Below are 17,057 nucleotides of genomic sequence, written 5' to 3' on the forward strand. Positions count from 1 at the left end.
GAGCTACACATGGAAGGGCACCCCGCAAAGCGGGGTGCCCTTCCATATATGGACCTAATTCTTGGAAAGTAATTTTTTGTGGGCTTAGCGCGCAAAAAATTACTCTCTAGAGTTTTTAAACCCTATTCCCCCACTTCCGTCAAAATTCGTCGTAGCGGATTCTCCACCCAATCGGGACGGCTGTTGAGTTCGCAACTGAGACTGTACAGCATTTTTTCGAGCAGGTAGCTGTCAAGCAAAACCTGTAGCTCTTGTTGAGATTTGGGTAGGAAGTTAGAACTGTTAGCCGTATTCAGGTAGGCATGGAGGAATGCAGCGCTGACCCAACGTTCCCAAAACTGCACCCACTGCTCCATCACGGGCAACATTTCAGGGCGAATCATGCCGTTCTCGACTTCGTTTCGTAGGGCTACATTAGCCGCATAACCAAAGGATTGCAGCATTTCGGCTACGTCTCGTAGGGGCGATCGCTTCATCCGCCGTTCGCTCAGGTTGCGACTAGGTTCTCCCTCGAAGTCAATGATGACAAAATCTTTGCCCGTATAAAGCACCTGCCCCAAATGGTAATCTCCGTGGGTGCGAGTCCGCATCGCGGTAATTTTTTGGTTAAGGACAAGCTGAAATCGGCTCATCAGATGATCCTGACGGTTGAGGACAGTTCGTGCTAGCTCCTGCGTTTTGGCGGGCAAGAATTTGAGCCGTTGCTTTAGCAATAGCAACGTTTGTCCAGACAGGTTTCGTGCATATTGGTAGATTGAGCGCTGATAAAAGGACGAAAACGGCTCTGGGGCAAAGTCAGGATTTTCTGCATCAGAAGCCAGCGCAATGTGAAGCTCAGCCGTACATTGTCCTAGTAGCTTGGCGTTGGCAAGGTAAGAGCCAATCACCTGAGAGGCGAGAAGCTGAGTTGAGGGATCGAGGTTGTGAGAAGTTTCCGGAGAAGATGGATAGGAGCGGGAAGCCATCGAAAAGGCGGTAGAAGAGTTTCCATCCCGGTGTTTGCCAGTCTCTGAATCCTCAAAGTTTTCTACCAAATCAAAGCTGGACTGCAACTCTAGCAATGAACCAGACGGTACAGGGACCTCGGTCATACCGGAGTGCTGCACCATGATGTGTTCAAAGTAGTCGCGCAAACTATCGAGGGTGTAGTCCCAGGTGTTGCGGGCATCCAGGATGTATTCCTGCAAGATGCCGACGGTCATGGTGTCTGTCTGAGGACGACGATATTCTAGTACGCCCGCAATTCGGGTGAAGTGCTGAATCTGTTTTTTGTCGCTAAGGAAGCGTCGCACTTCCAGGTCAGGGTTGTTACCAACTTCAATTTTGCGGAAGAGCTTCAGGATCAGATGATCCCCATAAATGATTGAGGTGTTGCGAGTAGCCGAACGCAGCAAGGTTGGCTCAAACTGGGTTGCACCTTCCATAAGTTGAGGAAACAGATCCGTGACGCTGGCACTGAGTTCGCCCAGTTTGCCCTTATAGGAATGGTTGTGGACGATCGCATTCAGTAAAGAAGCCAAAAAGTCTTTATCGGCGATCGCATCATACAAAACCTTAGTTTCATCCTGCCCCTTAAGCTCAAGCTTTGCTACGACGGTATAGGACAAGTCTGTTAGCAGGTGTTGTGCCTCTTTGCCCTCTGCGTAAGCAAGCAGCAAAATGTACGTTTGAGGCTCTCCCTGAATGTATTCCACCTCTAACCAGACAATCTGAGCTTCGGTGTCTTTGTAGGGCACTGGCACAATTTCGGTGATGTGGGCAGCCTGTATTGCCCGACCATTGCCGATATACCAGCGACACTGATTTAAGTAGTCTGGCAGGACAGACTCTAGAGCGATTCGCGCTTCTCGCTGGGCAAACACATTTTGCCAGGGCGCATCAACCGCCAAAACAGGCAGTTGGCTTTGCGGTTTAGCAAGCTGAGCATCATTGGGCTGATACTTCAGCGTAAACCAGTAAAAGGTATGGGGAGCGATGCTGAGGAAGTAGGGAGCTTCGCCGATCGCCGGAAACTCGGTGCGCCCAAAAATCTCAACCGGCACCATGCCTTTAAACGCAGACAGGTCTAGCTCTACCGTCTGGACAAAGCGAGACAGGTTAGCGACAACGAGAATATGCTCATCCTCATAGGTGCGGGTGAAGGCCAACACCTTCCGGTTTTCGGGATGCAGTAGCTCAAAGGTGCCACGCCCCATTGCCTTAAACCGTTTGCGAGTGGCAATCAGACGCTTCATCCAATACCAGAGGGAGTTAGGATTCGCCTGTTGCGCCTCGACGTTAACAGCTTCGTAGTGATATTCTGACTCGACGATTACGGGCAGATAGAGGCGATGGGGATTGGCGCGGCTAAAGCCTGCATTACGGTCAGAGCTCCACTGCATTGGGGTACGAACGCCGTTGCGATCGCCCACATACACGTTATCGCCCATGCCAATTTCGTCACCGTAGTACAGCACCGGAGTTCCAGGCAGGGCTAGCAGGAGACTGTTCAGCAGCTCAATCCGACGGCGATTGTTACCCAATAGCGGAGCCAAACGGCGACGAATCCCCAGGTTCACCCGCATTTCCTGGTCTTGGGCGTAGACCCGATACATATAGTCGCGGTCTTCATCTGTCACCATTTCCAGCGTTAGCTCATCGTGGTTGCGTAAAAACAGCGCCCACTGGCAGTTGTCGGGAATCGAAGGAGTCTGCTGAAGAATGTCAAAAATTGGGAAGCTATCTTCCATCCGCAGCGACATAAACAGGCGAGGCATTAACGGAAAGTGGAAGTTCATGTGGCACTCGTCGCCTTCGCCATAGTAGGCGGCAGCATCTTCCGGCCACTGGTTTGCTTCAGCCAACAGCATTCGGTTAGGAAACTTGGCATCAACCTGCTGTCGCAATTGCTTGAGGAAGTTGTGAGTTTCTGGCAAGTTCTCACAATTGGTGCCCTCTCGCTCGTAGAGGTAGGGCACGGCATCCATTCGCAAGCCGTCTACGCCCATTTCAAGCCAAAAATCGAGAACTTCAAATACTGCCTGCCGAACTGCGGGGTTGTCGTAGTTCAAGTCCGGCTGGTGAGAATAGAAGCGGTGCCAGTAATAGGCTTTAGCGAGAGGATCCCAAGCCCAGTTGGAGGTTTCAAAGTCCTGGAAGATGATTCGGGCTTCCTGGTATTTTTCGGGGGTGTCGCTCCAGACATAAAAATCGCGTTCGACGCTGCCTTTGGGAGCCCTTCGGGCCCGTTGAAACCAGGGATGCTGGTCGGATGTGTGGTTGACGATTAGCTCGATGATGACGCGGATGTCGCGCTGATGAGCCGCAGCGAGAAATTCTTTAAAGTCATCCAGGTTGCCATAGATGGAGTTGACGCTGGTGTAGCTGGAAATGTCGTAGCCATCATCTCGCAAAGGTGAAGGAAAGAAGGGCAGCACCCAGACCGCAGTGACTCCCAGGTCTTGCAGGTAGTCGAGCTTTTCGGTTAGCCCCCGAAAGTCGCCAATGCCATCGGCGTTACTATCGGCGAAGGCGCGGACGGGCACCTCATAGATGATGGCATCCTTGAACCACAGCGGGTCTTCTTGGAGGACTGAGTTATGTACTGCGTTTTGTGTTGTCTGCACCATTCAGTTCAATTCCCTCTATGCGTCCTTCGCAAACTATGTAAACGGGATGCGTTCAGATTCCCAGGTCAGTTATTCCAGCCTAATGAGCTATTCCAGCCTAATGAGCTATTCCAGCTCAATGAGCAACTGATGTCATCTGCAAAAAGCAAAGCCCGATGCACGTGTATTCTATGAGAGAACTGGGGGCGATCGCCTCCGACTCCCGATGTAAACTTGAGGACTTTTGCTATATCTTGATCGACTGCGATCGCAGCGATCGCAACAGCAAACAGAGCCGCATCTGCACCGCGTCATCAAATCGATGAGGATCTAACCCAGTGAGCGAAGCAATCTTACCCAAACGATAGCTGAGCGTATTTCGGTGAATTGAAAGCCGTTTTGCAGTTGAGGATGGGCAACAGTCTTCGGCAAAGAAGGCATCCAGTGTAGTTAGCAAATCTGGCTCATGGTCAAGTGGACTGAGCAAATATTTAGCCAGATCGATTTTGGTTGCTTCGTCTGCGACACCGACAAAGGCAGCAACGCCCAATCGCCCTAAACAATGAACTTGGTTTTGTCCCTGCAAGCGGCTTCCCAGAGACAGAGCCGCCTGAGCGTCCTGATAAGACTGCGCTAACCCCCGAATGCCCGGATGATAGCGACCAATTCCCAGGTTGATCGACGCTCCGCCTGTATCGCTTCGCAGCCGCGCTAGCAGCGCATCTGCCGCCCGCCTCAACGCCGTTAAATTTGCCCAGGAAGAGTTAGTTGAAGGATCAGAATCATCATGACTCGCCCAACTGCCTAAGTTTTTGGTGTTGCTTGCTTTCAGGACAGCAACTTCGCCTCCGCCTAAGTCGGCGCAAATCGTGTCATTGGGCAAATGAAAGAAACTCACAATGCTGCCGATGACTAACTGTGTGCGTCGCCGTTTGTCTGCCTCGCTGACCGTTTCTCTCACTCCCAACTTAGAAACATAATCAGTTGCGTCCACCAGAATGACTGCGCGGGGAGGCGACAAATCCATTCCCAGGTCCTTAGCCTGACGCAAGGCAACTTCGTCTTGAACCCGACCATGCAGCAAATCATAAATCAGCTGATTCTTAAACTTCTGTTGATTGGGTAACTGATCGAGGATGGCAGCCTGATTGATCACCAATTCCACTAGAGCTTGAGCTAACCGAGGAGAAATCGGTTCTCGATTCAACGATTCTCCAACCACCACCTCTCCCACTTGCGTATCGTAATGGAGAGGAATGCGGAGATGCTGACTAACCGTTTTCCATTGATTCCAATCAAAAGCAAGTCCCACCAGATAAGGATCGCTACTGGTGAGAATGGTGCCCTGGTCATCGATCACAAAAACGGGGGCACACAAAAGCTCGGCAACCCTAGCGGTGACGATGTTAGCAAGTTGGACAAAGCGAGTAGAGGCAAGCGATAAAGCTCTCATCGTTGGATAACTGCCACAAAATTCAAAGTAGTGCCCCAGGTAAAATACTTTGATTAAAGATGACAGTATCCGTGAGTCTTCGTAGGGCTGTCATCTTTCCAAAGAGGCAGACGGAAAGTGCAGCATCCCCCTAAGTGCAGACTACTCGAACCGAGGCTATTGTAAGTTTTCTGCTAGCGCTTTGCGGGCGAGGTGGGTGGTGTAAACGGTGACTGCAACAGTTGCGAGAAACCCAATGATCCGAATTGCCCATTGAACACTCAAGTTAGTGGGTTGGTTTTCGGTACCAATTTGGGCAAGGTTACCTGCCAGGGAACCAATGTAAACATACAGAATGGTGCCGGGAATCATGCCGATCGCCCCCAACACATAATCTTTGAGTGGAACGCCTGTGAGCCCAAAGGCGTAATTCAATAAGTTGAATGGGAAAATCGGGGAAAGCCGGGTGAGCAAAACTATCTTTAAGCCTTCTGCGGCGACAGCTTTGTCAATTGCTGCAAATTTCTGATTGCCAGCAATCTTTTGGCTAACCCAGCCTCGCGCCCAATAACGTCCGATTAGGAAGGCGGCGATCGCCCCTAAAGTTGCCCCAATAAACACATAAACGGCTCCCAACACTACGCCAAATACGACCCCTGCGCCTAAGGTCAGGATAGAACCGGGAAGGAAGGCAACAGTCGCCACGATGTAAAGGGCAATGAAGGTAATGCCACCCAATACGCCCAGGCTCCCAATCCATTCCAATGCATTCTGAAGCAGGTTTTGAGGATAAAACCCTGGTGATGTGGCACTGTTGGCTAGTGCTGGAGATGTGATTAAGAGAAGGGCGATCGCTACTCCTGCTAACCCATACACAAATTTGAGCATCCAATAAAACATCTGACTGAGCAGCATAGTGGAATAGCAATGACTAAAAATGGAGTCTGCTGCCCAGATCTGCAACTTCGTTAGAGAAGTCACAGATCCTCTTTAGGGCATGAGTTTTTTAACAGCATCCACCACCGGTGTAGTGCCAGGTGGAGTCTGTGACGATCACGTCTTGCGGAAACTGGTGACTAAACTGAGCGGCGGTTTTATCACACACTGCCAGGGGAACTCCTCGCTCTAATCTGTGACCTGCGCCATCATTTAACTCAGGTTCAGCACCGCTGTAGATTGCGGTTTTACCTGTAAAAACACAGGCTCCATCATCGGGCACCGGTACCTTAAAGGAAACAGAATCTAAGCTTTCTAGCAGGAGGGGAGTGTCTAAACTATAGCTTTGAACATCTAGTAGCCGATAAGGACGACGGGCACGAATTTCTACCTGTCCAAAGCCAATCGCGATTAGATGTTGAATATATTCGTCATAAGTGAGTGCCCCAGATAAGCAAAGGGCGCGTAATCGCTCGTCTTGCTGAAGGTGGGACGGAATCGGACGGGTGGCGATCGGGTCACTCATGATCAGTCGTCCACCCGGTTTTAATACTCGATGTGCTTCGGAGAGGGCTTGCTTTAGGTCAGCTGGCTCGAAGATGTTAAACAGGCAGTTTTGCGCCACTACGTCTATTGAGGCATCGGGTACTGGCAACGCAAAGGCATCTCCTTCTAGGATTTTGACGAAGTCGGGGGTAAACCAGTCGTTTTCTTGAGCCGCAAGCTGTAGGTTACGAGTCGCGGCGAGTCGCATTTCGGCGACGGGGTCAACGGCGACGACTCCTGCTGGTTGGCGACAGAAGTAAGCAAATTGCAGGGCTTCGAGTCCGCCTCCTACGCCGATGTAAAGTACGGTGGGGTTGCCGAAGAGTTCGGTGGGATGCACCGTCGAGCCGCAGCCGTAGTTCATCTGCTGCATAATTTTTGGGATTTTTAGCCCTGGCAGTCGGAGGGGGGGTGTACTGACGCAACACAGCCCAATTTGAGGGGTTTCGGCTGCTTCGGCGTAGAGTTGGGCAGTGGTTTCGAGATAACTCATGAGGAGAGGGGGAGTCTTATATTTTCCAGGTGATCATAATATGTTTTCTTGATTTCACATTTGGGTGGGGTGGGTTAGGCAATGCCGCAGATTACTGTGGATTTTATTTGTCTGTTTAGCGGAATTTGCTGCTGGGGGGTTCCCCCAGACCCCCGTTGGGGGACGGGCGCGTCCCTCAAACCCCCTCCGCAAGGGATTGGGGTGGGGAGCAGGACGCGCTTCGCATCAGTGGGTGGCGAGGGGGTTGCTTGGGTGAGGGAGCGATCGCCCTTCTCTTTCATTCTCAGCCTTCCGCCCTCAGCCCCTACTCTTGGCAGTATCAAAGTGTTAATTTCAAATGCAAAACCTTCAGTGCTTTTTCGGACACGATTACACTAGATACTGATGGGTGTGAGACGCTGCTGCTCAAATCCACTGGATCGAGTTAATGATCCCCAACAAATCTCAACTGAACGGGTGATTCTGTCAAACCGGATCGACCCGTTAGCATCAGGAAAGATGTGAGCAGAACAGGATTTTAGTCAGGGTGCATGGGTAGGGGGGTAGGGGCGAAGCGTTCGGTAGATAAACTCTGAATTAGAGTAAGGATTTTTGCCCGAACGCTTCGCCCCTATGGGAATGTTTGTACGGCGTTAGCGATCGCCACCTCCCCACCAAAATTAACAGTCCAACCCACCCAGCCATAGCGCCTGCCCTATGGACCAAGCTCCACTGCTGAAACGAGGAAACCGCGCCCTGGCTGCTATTGTGATTACCGATAGCGTCGGTTTTAGTGCCCGCATGTCAAGCGACGAAGAGCATACGCTGAACCTAATTCAGCGCGACCTCCAGACGATGCGGCAGATTTGCCAAAACACCGAAGGGCAGGTACTCAAGTCCACTGGAGACGGTTTGCTAATGTATTTCGTTAGCGCAGTCCAAGCCGTTGTCTGTGCCATGAAAATTCAGACTACTATTGCTGAGCAGGCAGAGCAGCGATCGCCTGAAGACGTACTGATTCACCGTATCGGCATTCACCTGGGTGATGTGTTTTTTAGCGAAACCGACGTGATGGGCAATGGGGTCAACATCGCCGCCCGCCTGCAAACCGAAGCAAAACCCGGCGGCATCTGCATTTCCCAAACGGTTTACGACGTGGTGAAAGATCGGCTAGTGATGGAAGCGGTCTATGCGGGACCACTAAAGCTAAAAAACATCCAGCAGCCTGTTCCCGCCTACCAGATTTTGCCTGCCCACCATTCTGACGCGACTCCCGTCCACCCTTCGGACACCTCAGCCCCTTCTAACCCGGTCGGCTCTGCCCACGAAGAAACGCTCCTCGACACTATCATTGACGGTCGCTACCAAATTCATCGAGTTCTAGGAAGGGGCGGCTTTGGGCGAACCTACTTAGCTTCAGACATGCAGCGATTTGGCGATCTATGTGTGCTTAAAGAATTTGTGCCAGCCAGTCGCGCCGACTACACCGTGCAAAAGTCACGCCAACTGTTTGAGCAAGAAGCCAGAGTCCTTTACGAAATTCAGCATCCGCAAATTCCTCGCTTCCTCGCCTGGTTTGCCGAAAAAGGGCGGCTGTTTCTCGTACAGGAATACATCGATGGCAAAACCTACGCCACCCTCTTGAAAGAAAAACTGCGCCAAGGAGCCGCCTTCTCCGAAGCTGAAGTGACCCGATGGTTGGCTGACTTGCTACCCGTCTTGGAGTATTTGCACAGTCTAAACATTGTTCACCGAGACATTTCACCTGACAACGTCATGTTGCCAGATGGTCAGACACACCCGATGCTGATCGACTTTGGCTTGGTCAAGCAAGCGGTGAATCAAATTTGGGCAGCCTACGCGGAAGATGGTTCAACCGTGAGCCAGGCTTCCTTTGTCGGCAAGCTGGGCTATGCGCCACCAGAACAGATTCGCATGGGGCAATGCTATCCCTGTAGTGACCTGTATGCCTTGGGCGTAACGGCGATCGTTTTGCTGACAGGACAGGAACCCAACACCCTCACCGATCGCGATTCCTTGGAATGGTGTTGGCAGTCTTATGTGCAGGTGAGCGATCGCCTCACTCAAATTCTCAACAAAATGCTGTCTGAAAAGCCCAAAGACCGCTATCAGTCTGCCGCCGAAGTGATGACAGTGCTGGGACTCACAGGCGCAGCCAGCAGCCCTCTTCCCAATTCCTCTGTCCGCTCTAGCCGACCAACAAGCAACGTCACCCAGCAGCAGCGCTCGCCTATTCCCCCTCCTAAACCTTTACCCGTCCTCGATCCTAAATTTGTCGAACGCTGCCGCACCGAGCTAGCCCGCTGCATTGGACCGATGGCAGACTACATCGTGGAAGACATTCTGTCCCAAACGCCTCACCTGAAACCTGAACAACTGGTGCAGGCGATCGCTGCTGAGATTCCCAATTCTAAGCAAGCAGAAGCATTTCAGCAGAAATTGCGATCGCGTTGACGCGATCGAGCAGTTGTACCGCGCATCATTCGTCATAAAGTATAGGAAAGTTTGCTTAAGTCAAACAGCTGTTGCCTACGCTCAAAAAACTTTATGAATTCGATGAACACAGTTAGCGATAAAACAGTGGATGACAAGGCGGTTGTCCAGGAATACTTTAACGCCACAGGCTTTGATCGCTGGCGGCGCATCTACGGCGACGGTGAAGTCAACAAAGTTCAGCTAGATATCCGCAAAGGGCACCAACAGACCGTTGATACCGTGCTGTCATGGCTCCAGGCTGATGGCAATCTAGCAGACTTGACAGTTTGCGATGCGGGTTGTGGAGTCGGCAGTCTCAGCATTCCGCTGGCAGCAGCAGGTGCAAAAGTTTATGCCAGCGATATTTCCGAAAAAATGGTAGGAGAAGCCCAGACCAGAGCCACAACAGAATTGGGGCAGTCAGACAATCCCACCTTTGCCGTGCAAGACCTGGAAGCGCTGAGCGGCAACTATCACACTGTGATTTGCCTGGATGTGCTAATTCACTATCCCCAAGATAAGGCGATCGCCATGATCGATCACCTCAGCAACCTGGCAGACTCTCGCCTGATCCTCAGCTTTGCCCCTAAGACCTTTGCCTACAGCCTGCTGAAAAAAATCGGCGACTTTTTCCCCGGACCCAGCAAAGCAACCCGTGCCTACCTGCACAAAGAATCCAACATTGTCAAAGGGCTGGAGGCAAGAGGCTGGAAAGTACAGCGCAACGCCATGACAAAAACCAGCTTCTACTTCTCTCGGCTACTAGAAGCCACTCGTTAAGCTCTACATCTGGAATAGCGAAAGGCAAAAGGGTGAGGGATGAAATGGACTTTCATCCCTCACCCTTTTGCCGTCCTGTAAACTTGTTCACGAACAATAAGGACTCATACCAATTCCAAAAACAGATGGAAGGGCACCCCGCTCCACGGGGTGCCCTTCCATCTGTTTTTGGAGAAACGTTATCATACGGTTGACGCAATCATGGACTAGCCGTTTGAATAGGCAGGCTAGGAGAACAAATTGGCGATGGCCCGGTCTTCTAACTAAGCCTTCTAACTCAGGCTGTAATTCTGACCCCACTCCAGCTAGAGTGATGCGAACAAAAAAACTTTTGGCAGGTCTGTTTCTCGCTGCGGGTTCCGCTATTGTTATCGCCTTCGCCCACAGTGTCATCACCGGAGACACTGGAACTAGATCCTCCCGACTAGTGGGAGGACTCCTATTTGGGGCACCCCCGATTGCCCTGGGAGGCTGGCTACTCGTTGGCGCATCCCGTCCTAACCCACGCCACGATCACATTAATTTACGTTCTATTTTTTACCGGTTGCTCAAGCAAAACAGCGGATATTTAACCGTGACGCAATTTGCTGCTGCTGCCAACCTGCCCAGAATGACTGCGCAATCCTATTTGGATGAGAGAGCCAAAGAATTTGATGCCAAATTTGCCGTCAGCAAAGACGGTAGCCTTGCCTATCAGTTCTACGTGCAAGACCAAAAAGGGGCGCATCTCACTGAAACTTTACGCGAACGACTCGCTAACTCTGACTTTAACGACATCACCATCATGTAAGGTGCTAGCTCTAAGCAGTTTGTGAAAACACCTTACCGCCGGACAGGTGTTCTCACAAACTACTTATGAAGCCGACAAGCATGAAGCCAACAAGGTTGTGTGGCTAGCAAGAATTGTCGCGTAAGAATTTTTAACAAAATCTCTCATCAAATCGGATTACTCTAACAATTTGGGAAGCTTTTTAACATTGTTTCTTAGCATTGTTAAGTAGCCTTGTTAAGCTTCGGCACTCCAGCAGGCAAATTTAATGTTGGGATTAGTAGGACTTTAATAATGACCAGTAATTTAGCAACCAAGCTGCGAGAGGGCACCAAAAAGGCCCATACAATGGCTGAGAACGTCGGCTTTGTGAAGTGCTTTCTCAAAGGAGTTGTAGAAAAGAACTCCTATCGAAAGCTGGTCGCCGATCTCTATTTTGTCTACTCGGCAATGGAAGAAGAAATGGAGCGCCATCAGCAGCATCCAATCGTTTCCAAAATCCATTTCCCAGAGCTAAATCGCAAGGAAAGTCTGGAGCGCGACCTGCACTTTTACTACGGAAACAACTGGCGCGACCAAATTGCTCCGACCCCTGCGGCTAAAGCATATGTAGAGCATATTCGTCAGGTCTCTGCAACGCAGCCTGAGCTACTCGTAGCACATTCCTACACCCGCTACCTGGGTGACCTGTCAGGCGGTCAAATCCTCAAAGGCATTGCCCAGCGTGGCATGAACCTGAGCAACGGTGAAGGAACCGCTTTCTACGAATTCAAAGACATTCCTGACGAAAAGCAGTTCAAAGCAAAATATCGTCAGGCGATGGACGAATTGCCCGTGGACGAGGCGACTGCCGATCGCATTGTTGACGAAGCAAATGCCACCTTCGGCATGAATATGAAAGTCTTCCAGGAACTTGAAGGCAACCTGATTAAGGCGATCGGTCAAATGCTGTTTAACAGCCTCACCCGTCGTCGCGGTCGCGGCAGCACCGAGTTGGCAACTGCTGACTAACTCATCAAGCTCTAAGCTCCTATCCTAAAAACTATTTGGGGAGGTTAATTTTTCGTAGACTAGCCTGCGAAAAATTAACCTCCCCAAGTTGCTTTAAGCCTGGTGGTAAGACAAGCTACAAGCGGTGTCTGCCGCATGATAGGATTAACTACTGGTTACGGACTTCCGATCCCTGTCTCTAAACATTTGAGTGGCTAGATGCCTTCGTCATTTCGCTGAAGCATGACTTCCCAGGGTGACTCGGAAAAGTTTGTCTCGCCTGACCCTCACCCGCTAAAGCTGGAAGATGCGTTTTTCCAAAATTTTGATTGCCAACCGTGGGGAAATTGCCCTTCGCATCCTTCGTACCTGCGAAGAGATGGGAATTGCCACCGTTGCCGTTCACTCCACAATCGATCGCAATGCGTTACATGTTCAGCTGGCAGATGAGGCGGTCTGCATCGGTGAGCCTCCCAGCAGCAAAAGCTATTTGAATGTTCCCAATATTATTGCCGCAGCCCTGACTCGTAACGCTACTGCGATCCACCCGGGCTATGGTTTTTTGGCAGAAAACGCCCGTTTTGCTGAAATTTGCGCCGATCACCAGATTGCCTTTATCGGTCCTTCCCCTGAAGCAATGCGGGCAATGGGCGACAAATCAACTGCAAAAGAAACGATGCAGCGGATTGGTGTGCCTACTGTACCCGGAAGTGATGGGCTGCTAACCGATGATCAGGAAGCCTTGGCGATCGCCAACAAAATTGGCTATCCCGTCATCATTAAAGCAACAGCGGGCGGTGGCGGTCGCGGAATGCGTCTAGTTCGAGATGAAAGCGAATTAGTGAAATCTTTTCTAGCGGCTCAGGGTGAGGCGGATGCCGCTTTTGGTAACCCCGGCGTTTATCTAGAAAAATTCATCGAACGACCCCGTCACATCGAGTTTCAAATTCTTGCTGACAGCTACGGCAACGCCATTCACCTGGGAGAGCGAGACTGTTCCATTCAGCGACGGCACCAAAAGCTGCTAGAAGAAGCTCCCAGCGCTGCTCTCACCGCAGAACTGCGCGAAAAAATGGGATCTGCTGCTGTCCGGGTTGCTCAAGCGATCAACTACACGGGTGCAGGCACTATCGAATTTCTGCTTGACCAATCGGGACATTTTTATTTTATGGAGATGAACACCCGCATTCAGGTTGAGCATCCCGTCACCGAGATGATTACTGGCTTAGATCTAATTGCTGAGCAAATTCGCGTCGCCCAGGGAGAAAAGCTACGTCTGACACAGGAGCAGGTGGTATTTCGCGGACATGCGATCGAGTGCCGCATCAATGCTGAAGATCCTGACTACAACTTTCGTCCGCACCCCGGACGCATTAGCGGCTATTTGCCTCCTGGCGGTCCCGGCGTGCGAATTGATTCCCATGTTTATACCGACTACGAAATTCCGCCCTACTATGACTCGTTGATTGGCAAGCTGATTGTCTGGGGACCCGATCGCCCTGCCGCAATTCAACGAATGAAGCGAGCCTTACGAGAATGCGCGATCACAGGTTTACCCACCACGATTGGCTTTCACCAAAAAATTCTGGAAACTGCCGAATTTGGGCAAGGCAAGATCTACACCAACTTTGTTGAGCAAATGATGCGTCCCCCTGAAAAGTAAGTCTGTGGATGCGAAGCATTCGGTCAAGATTCAGTGCAATGACCGACATTTTGATCGAACGCTTTGCCCCTAACCCGCTAGAACTCAAGCATTTTCAGTCTTGCAGTAATTTCCTGCCTGGAAATTGCCTCAGTAAGCCATCATCGTCAGTAGCCCCTGCTGCCCCAGCAAAATTTCACGCAGCAGACTAAAAATTCCAACCCAAATAATAGGGGTGATGTCTACTCCACCTAAAGGAGGCACAAGCTTACGCAGTGGGATCAAAAAAGGTTCTGTGGGCAAAGCCACCAGAATGAATGGCATCCGATTCAGTTCGGCTTGAGGATACCAGGTCAAGACGATGCGAATAATGAACAACAAAATCAGCAGCCCCAACAGAGGAGCCAAAACCCAATTGGCGATTGCAACAGAGGTCATAGGTGCTAAAAATTAAGCTTTGTAACCGAGTCTATTCATATTCTACCGCCCCTCGAACGCGGCTTTAGACCTGCTCCAACTTAGAATTGCAGTAAAATCTAAAGCCAAATAGACTTCTCAAAGGATTAACAGCCCGATAAGATTATTAATGAAATAGCCTTCCAAATTTGGGGATCAAAACTCATGACACCATCTTTAGCAAATTTCCTATACAGCCTGCTTGCAGGAGCAGTCATCATCATTATTCCAGCAACCGTTGCCCTGATCTTCATTAGCCAAAGAGACAAGATCCAGCGCTCTTAGTCGGATGAGGTTATTTGACTCAGGTTTGTGAATTGAGCAGAGCCAGAGATTTTCAGAGTAGAAGTCATTTGATTCTGAAAATCCCTGGCTTTGTAGATCTAAGCTTCCGCATGACTTTTAGGACTGTTTAGATAAACTTCTAACCCAACTCCTGAAGTTTTAGTGTCTAGGTAGTCTTGACACAGAGCAGTATCCTCATTTAGCTTGGCTAGTTAATGCTTGTAGCGGTTTGGCTGAAAGACTTAGGTCAGTCAGCGATTCGGTTAGAGTAGAGATCATTACAAAATCAACAAGCGAATTGGTTAAACAAGCAAATCGATTTAACTAAAAGTCGCTTAGGATTAGGACATACTTACGGAGAACTGCAATGGTGGATGCTGGGCTGGGTTTGAACAGCATGATTACCCCGACGCTAGCAACGGTCAACATCATCTCAAACGCAAGTAGCCTTGTGGGGGTTGGTTTGGCCCTCTCAGGCGTAGGGCTTTATTTCCTGCGTTCGGTGCGCCCTAACTTGGCGCGAGATCATGACATTTTCTTTGCAGCAGTGGCGCTGGTTTGCGGTGGCATTCTGTTCTTCAATGGCTGGCGGCAAGACCCGATTTTGCAGTTTGGTCAGTTTATGCTGACGGGTTCTGCCATTTTCTTTGCGGTTGAGAGCATTCGTCTGCGGGCTGTCGCCACAGAGCAGGCAAAGCGCACAACGCCTGTTGTCGATGATGATCGTCCTGTGAGCCGAGTTTATCGGGCTGAGTTAGACGAACTGGATGCCCTAGATGAAGAACCTCGGCCTATCACCCGCCGGATCAGAGGCACACGCGATGCTCGCCCAAATGACGAATACGGTGAGGAAGTGCGTCGTCGTCCATCCAGCCGAGGCAGCAGCGATCGCCTCGGTTCTGGTGACCCTTACAGTGATGCGTCAAGCCGCCCTCGTCGCCGTCGTCCTCCCTCTAGTGGAACCGAGCGTCCAGTGTCCCGCCGTCCTGATGTAGACGAGTACTGGGGTGATACAGAGGACAAACCGATTCGCAGCAGTCGTCCTAGCCGCAGTTCCGATTCTCCCCCATCTTCAAGACCCAGAAGAACCCGCCCTCCTCAAGATGCGCCTCGCCGCAGTCGAGTTGAGTCAGAGCGATCGCCCTCTGACTACGTTGACTATCAGCCAATTGACTACACCAGCGAAGACCAGGATAATCCACGTGATTATGATTAGCGACAACTAAACGCTAGCTCCTCAAGTGGTCAGGCATTTTGGCATTTTCAAGCGCTTTCAGCAGTGGATAGGGTTAAGCATTGGCTTGATCCTGTTCACTTTTCTTATTAACTGCCAACAAGATGTAGCTTGGGCTGATGACTCCTTAAATGGTTTGAACAGCCTGTATACCGATGAGCAACCAGCCTTAAGCGGCAATGGGCAATTTATTGCTTACGTATCTAACCGAAACGGTACTCGCAGTCTTCTGCTGTTTGACTTGAAAAGTCAGGAATTTGTCGATTTGCCTCGGTTAAATCGCCCGGATGCGATCGCCGAAAACCCCGGCGTTAGCAACACAGCCCGCTACATTGTGTACGTTGCAAGCGATCGCGGTAGAGCCGATATTGAGCTATATGACCGCGTTACCGAACAAGTCCAGGTTCTCACGGCTGGCTACCGAGGCTGGGTGAGACACCCGAGCATTAGCCCTAACGGACGCTACATTACCTTTGAGACGGGCAGCAACGGACAGTGGGATATTGAAGTGATTGATCGAGGCACAAGAGTTGAGCTAGATGTTCTGTAGAGTGAAATCAGAGAATTAAACCGCAATTCCTCCTTGTCCCGCTCCGCCTTGCCCCCTCCGTCTTGCTCCTGTGAAACCTGCTGCTGTGAGATCTGTTTTAGCGATTTTAGTTTTGGCGATCGCCCTGTCTGCTCTGCTGATTGGTTGTTCAGGCCCACACTATCTCAGCTTTCCCTTTGACCCCAACGGACGCAGCCTCAACAGCCCCTATGCAGAACTATCTCCTAAAGCTGCTAGCAGACATCTTGTTTTTGTCTCAGACCGAGCAGGCAGTCAAGATGTCTATGTGTATGACCTAATCGGGCGGCAATTGCTCGACTTACCTGAACTCAACAGTCTAGATATGACTGTTGCCGATCCAGACATTTCTGAAGATGGTCGCTACATTGTTTTTGCAGGGAATCGGCAGGGCGAATCTAATATTTATCTGTATGATCGCCAACTGTATCAGCTTCGCAGTCTCACCAACGCTCTTAAAGCTGAAGTTCGTAACCCCAGCATTAGCGCTGATGGCAGCACTATCGCCTTTGAATCCAACGCTCAGGGGCAGTGGGACATCTTAATTTATACCCGTGCTGGCGATCCCCTAGACATTCCCATGAATCCCCGCTGAGGTTAGAGGAGGTTCGAATTTGATCTGTACGCTAGCACTTATAACATTTCTCTAGATGGGAGGGCACCCCGCGACGCGGGGTACCCTCCCATCTGTAACCCTAATTTTTGAGTTGGTATTACGCCTCAAAAAGTGATTCGTGCTGGAAGATTATTTCTTATACCAATTCTTCAAAGTAAGGCTACAGATGGTATAAAGCTTTTGATGGGTTCAAAGACGAAGGATGGCAGGGGTATACAAGCTAGAGATTGGTGAGAGTGAGGAAGACC

14 protein-coding genes are annotated in these 17,057 nt (G+C 50.6%); 9 read left to right on the plus strand and 5 right to left on the minus strand.

Annotation, left to right across the window (positions count from 1 at the left end; genetic code table 11):
* Window positions 1–122: 122 nt before the first annotated feature.
* From treS to arsM, 4 genes are all read right to left on the minus strand, one after another.
* Window positions 123–3,608, minus strand: coding sequence for a maltose alpha-D-glucosyltransferase (gene treS, locus H6G00_RS13590; RefSeq protein WP_190797140.1), 3,486 nt, complete (start codon window positions 3,606–3,608; stop codon window positions 123–125).
* A 226-nt stretch (window positions 3,609–3,834) separates the two neighbouring features.
* Window positions 3,835–5,040, minus strand: a complete 1,206-nt coding sequence (locus H6G00_RS13595; protein WP_190679755.1) for a helix-turn-helix domain-containing protein — start codon at window positions 5,038–5,040, stop codon at window positions 3,835–3,837.
* A gap of 156 nt (window positions 5,041–5,196) precedes the next feature.
* Entirely contained in the window at window positions 5,197–5,907 is a 711-nt protein-coding gene (locus tag H6G00_RS13600; RefSeq protein ID WP_190797146.1) for a TVP38/TMEM64 family protein, read from the minus strand.
* Window positions 5,908–6,025: 118 nt separating this feature from the next.
* On the minus strand, window positions 6,026–6,994 hold the full coding sequence (arsM, locus tag H6G00_RS13605; RefSeq protein ID WP_190797141.1) for an arsenosugar biosynthesis arsenite methyltransferase ArsM: 969 nt from the start codon (window positions 6,992–6,994) through the stop codon (window positions 6,026–6,028).
* Between the two features lie 696 nt (window positions 6,995–7,690).
* Between arsM and H6G00_RS13610 the strand changes: the two genes are divergently transcribed.
* From H6G00_RS13610 to accC, 5 genes are all read left to right on the plus strand, one after another.
* Window positions 7,691–9,448 (plus strand): protein kinase, encoded by a 1,758-nt coding sequence (locus H6G00_RS13610; protein ID WP_199318472.1) that lies wholly within the window; start codon window positions 7,691–7,693, stop codon window positions 9,446–9,448.
* A 93-nt stretch (window positions 9,449–9,541) separates the two neighbouring features.
* Window positions 9,542–10,249 carry a magnesium protoporphyrin IX methyltransferase gene (gene bchM / locus H6G00_RS13615; RefSeq protein ID WP_242042260.1) on the plus strand — a complete coding sequence of 236 codons (708 nt, stop codon included), beginning with the start codon at window positions 9,542–9,544 and terminating at the stop codon, window positions 10,247–10,249.
* Window positions 10,250–10,562: 313 nt separating this feature from the next.
* Complete coding sequence (locus tag H6G00_RS13620; protein ID WP_190641973.1) at window positions 10,563–11,039, plus strand: hypothetical protein; 477 nt, start codon at window positions 10,563–10,565, stop codon at window positions 11,037–11,039.
* A 273-nt stretch (window positions 11,040–11,312) separates the two neighbouring features.
* On the plus strand, window positions 11,313–12,029 hold the full coding sequence (locus tag H6G00_RS13625) for a heme oxygenase (biliverdin-producing) (RefSeq protein ID WP_190641972.1): 717 nt from the start codon (window positions 11,313–11,315) through the stop codon (window positions 12,027–12,029).
* Between the two features lie 286 nt (window positions 12,030–12,315).
* Window positions 12,316–13,671, plus strand: coding sequence for an acetyl-CoA carboxylase biotin carboxylase subunit (gene accC, locus H6G00_RS13630; RefSeq protein WP_190797142.1), 1,356 nt, complete (start codon window positions 12,316–12,318; stop codon window positions 13,669–13,671).
* A 129-nt stretch (window positions 13,672–13,800) separates the two neighbouring features.
* Here accC and H6G00_RS13635 read toward each other — a convergent pair whose 3' ends face one another.
* Window positions 13,801–14,088: a YggT family protein gene (locus H6G00_RS13635; protein ID WP_190641970.1), complete on the minus strand. Its 288-nt coding sequence runs from the start codon at window positions 14,086–14,088 to the stop codon at window positions 13,801–13,803.
* Between the two features lie 183 nt (window positions 14,089–14,271).
* Between H6G00_RS13635 and H6G00_RS13640 the strand changes: the two genes are divergently transcribed.
* The 4 genes from H6G00_RS13640 (at window position 14,272) to H6G00_RS13655 (ending at window position 16,788) form a co-directional block, all read left to right on the plus strand.
* Window positions 14,272–14,391 (plus strand): photosystem II reaction center X protein, encoded by a 120-nt coding sequence (locus H6G00_RS13640; RefSeq protein WP_190641969.1) that lies wholly within the window; start codon window positions 14,272–14,274, stop codon window positions 14,389–14,391.
* 367 nt (window positions 14,392–14,758) lie between these two features.
* Window positions 14,759–15,607, plus strand: coding sequence for a Ycf66 family protein (locus H6G00_RS13645; RefSeq protein WP_190641968.1), 849 nt, complete (start codon window positions 14,759–14,761; stop codon window positions 15,605–15,607).
* A gap of 106 nt (window positions 15,608–15,713) precedes the next feature.
* On the plus strand, window positions 15,714–16,175 hold the full coding sequence (locus H6G00_RS13650) for a biopolymer transporter Tol (RefSeq protein ID WP_347278180.1): 462 nt from the start codon (window positions 15,714–15,716) through the stop codon (window positions 16,173–16,175).
* Window positions 16,176–16,245: 70 nt separating this feature from the next.
* Window positions 16,246–16,788, plus strand: a complete 543-nt coding sequence (locus tag H6G00_RS13655; RefSeq protein WP_347277252.1) for a Tol biopolymer transporter periplasmic protein — start codon at window positions 16,246–16,248, stop codon at window positions 16,786–16,788.
* Window positions 16,789–17,057: the final 269 nt, after the last annotated feature.

The sequence above is a fragment of the Leptolyngbya sp. FACHB-541 genome (genome assembly GCF_014695875.1).
Lineage (GTDB): Bacteria > Cyanobacteriota > Cyanobacteriia > Elainellales > Elainellaceae > JAAUTN01.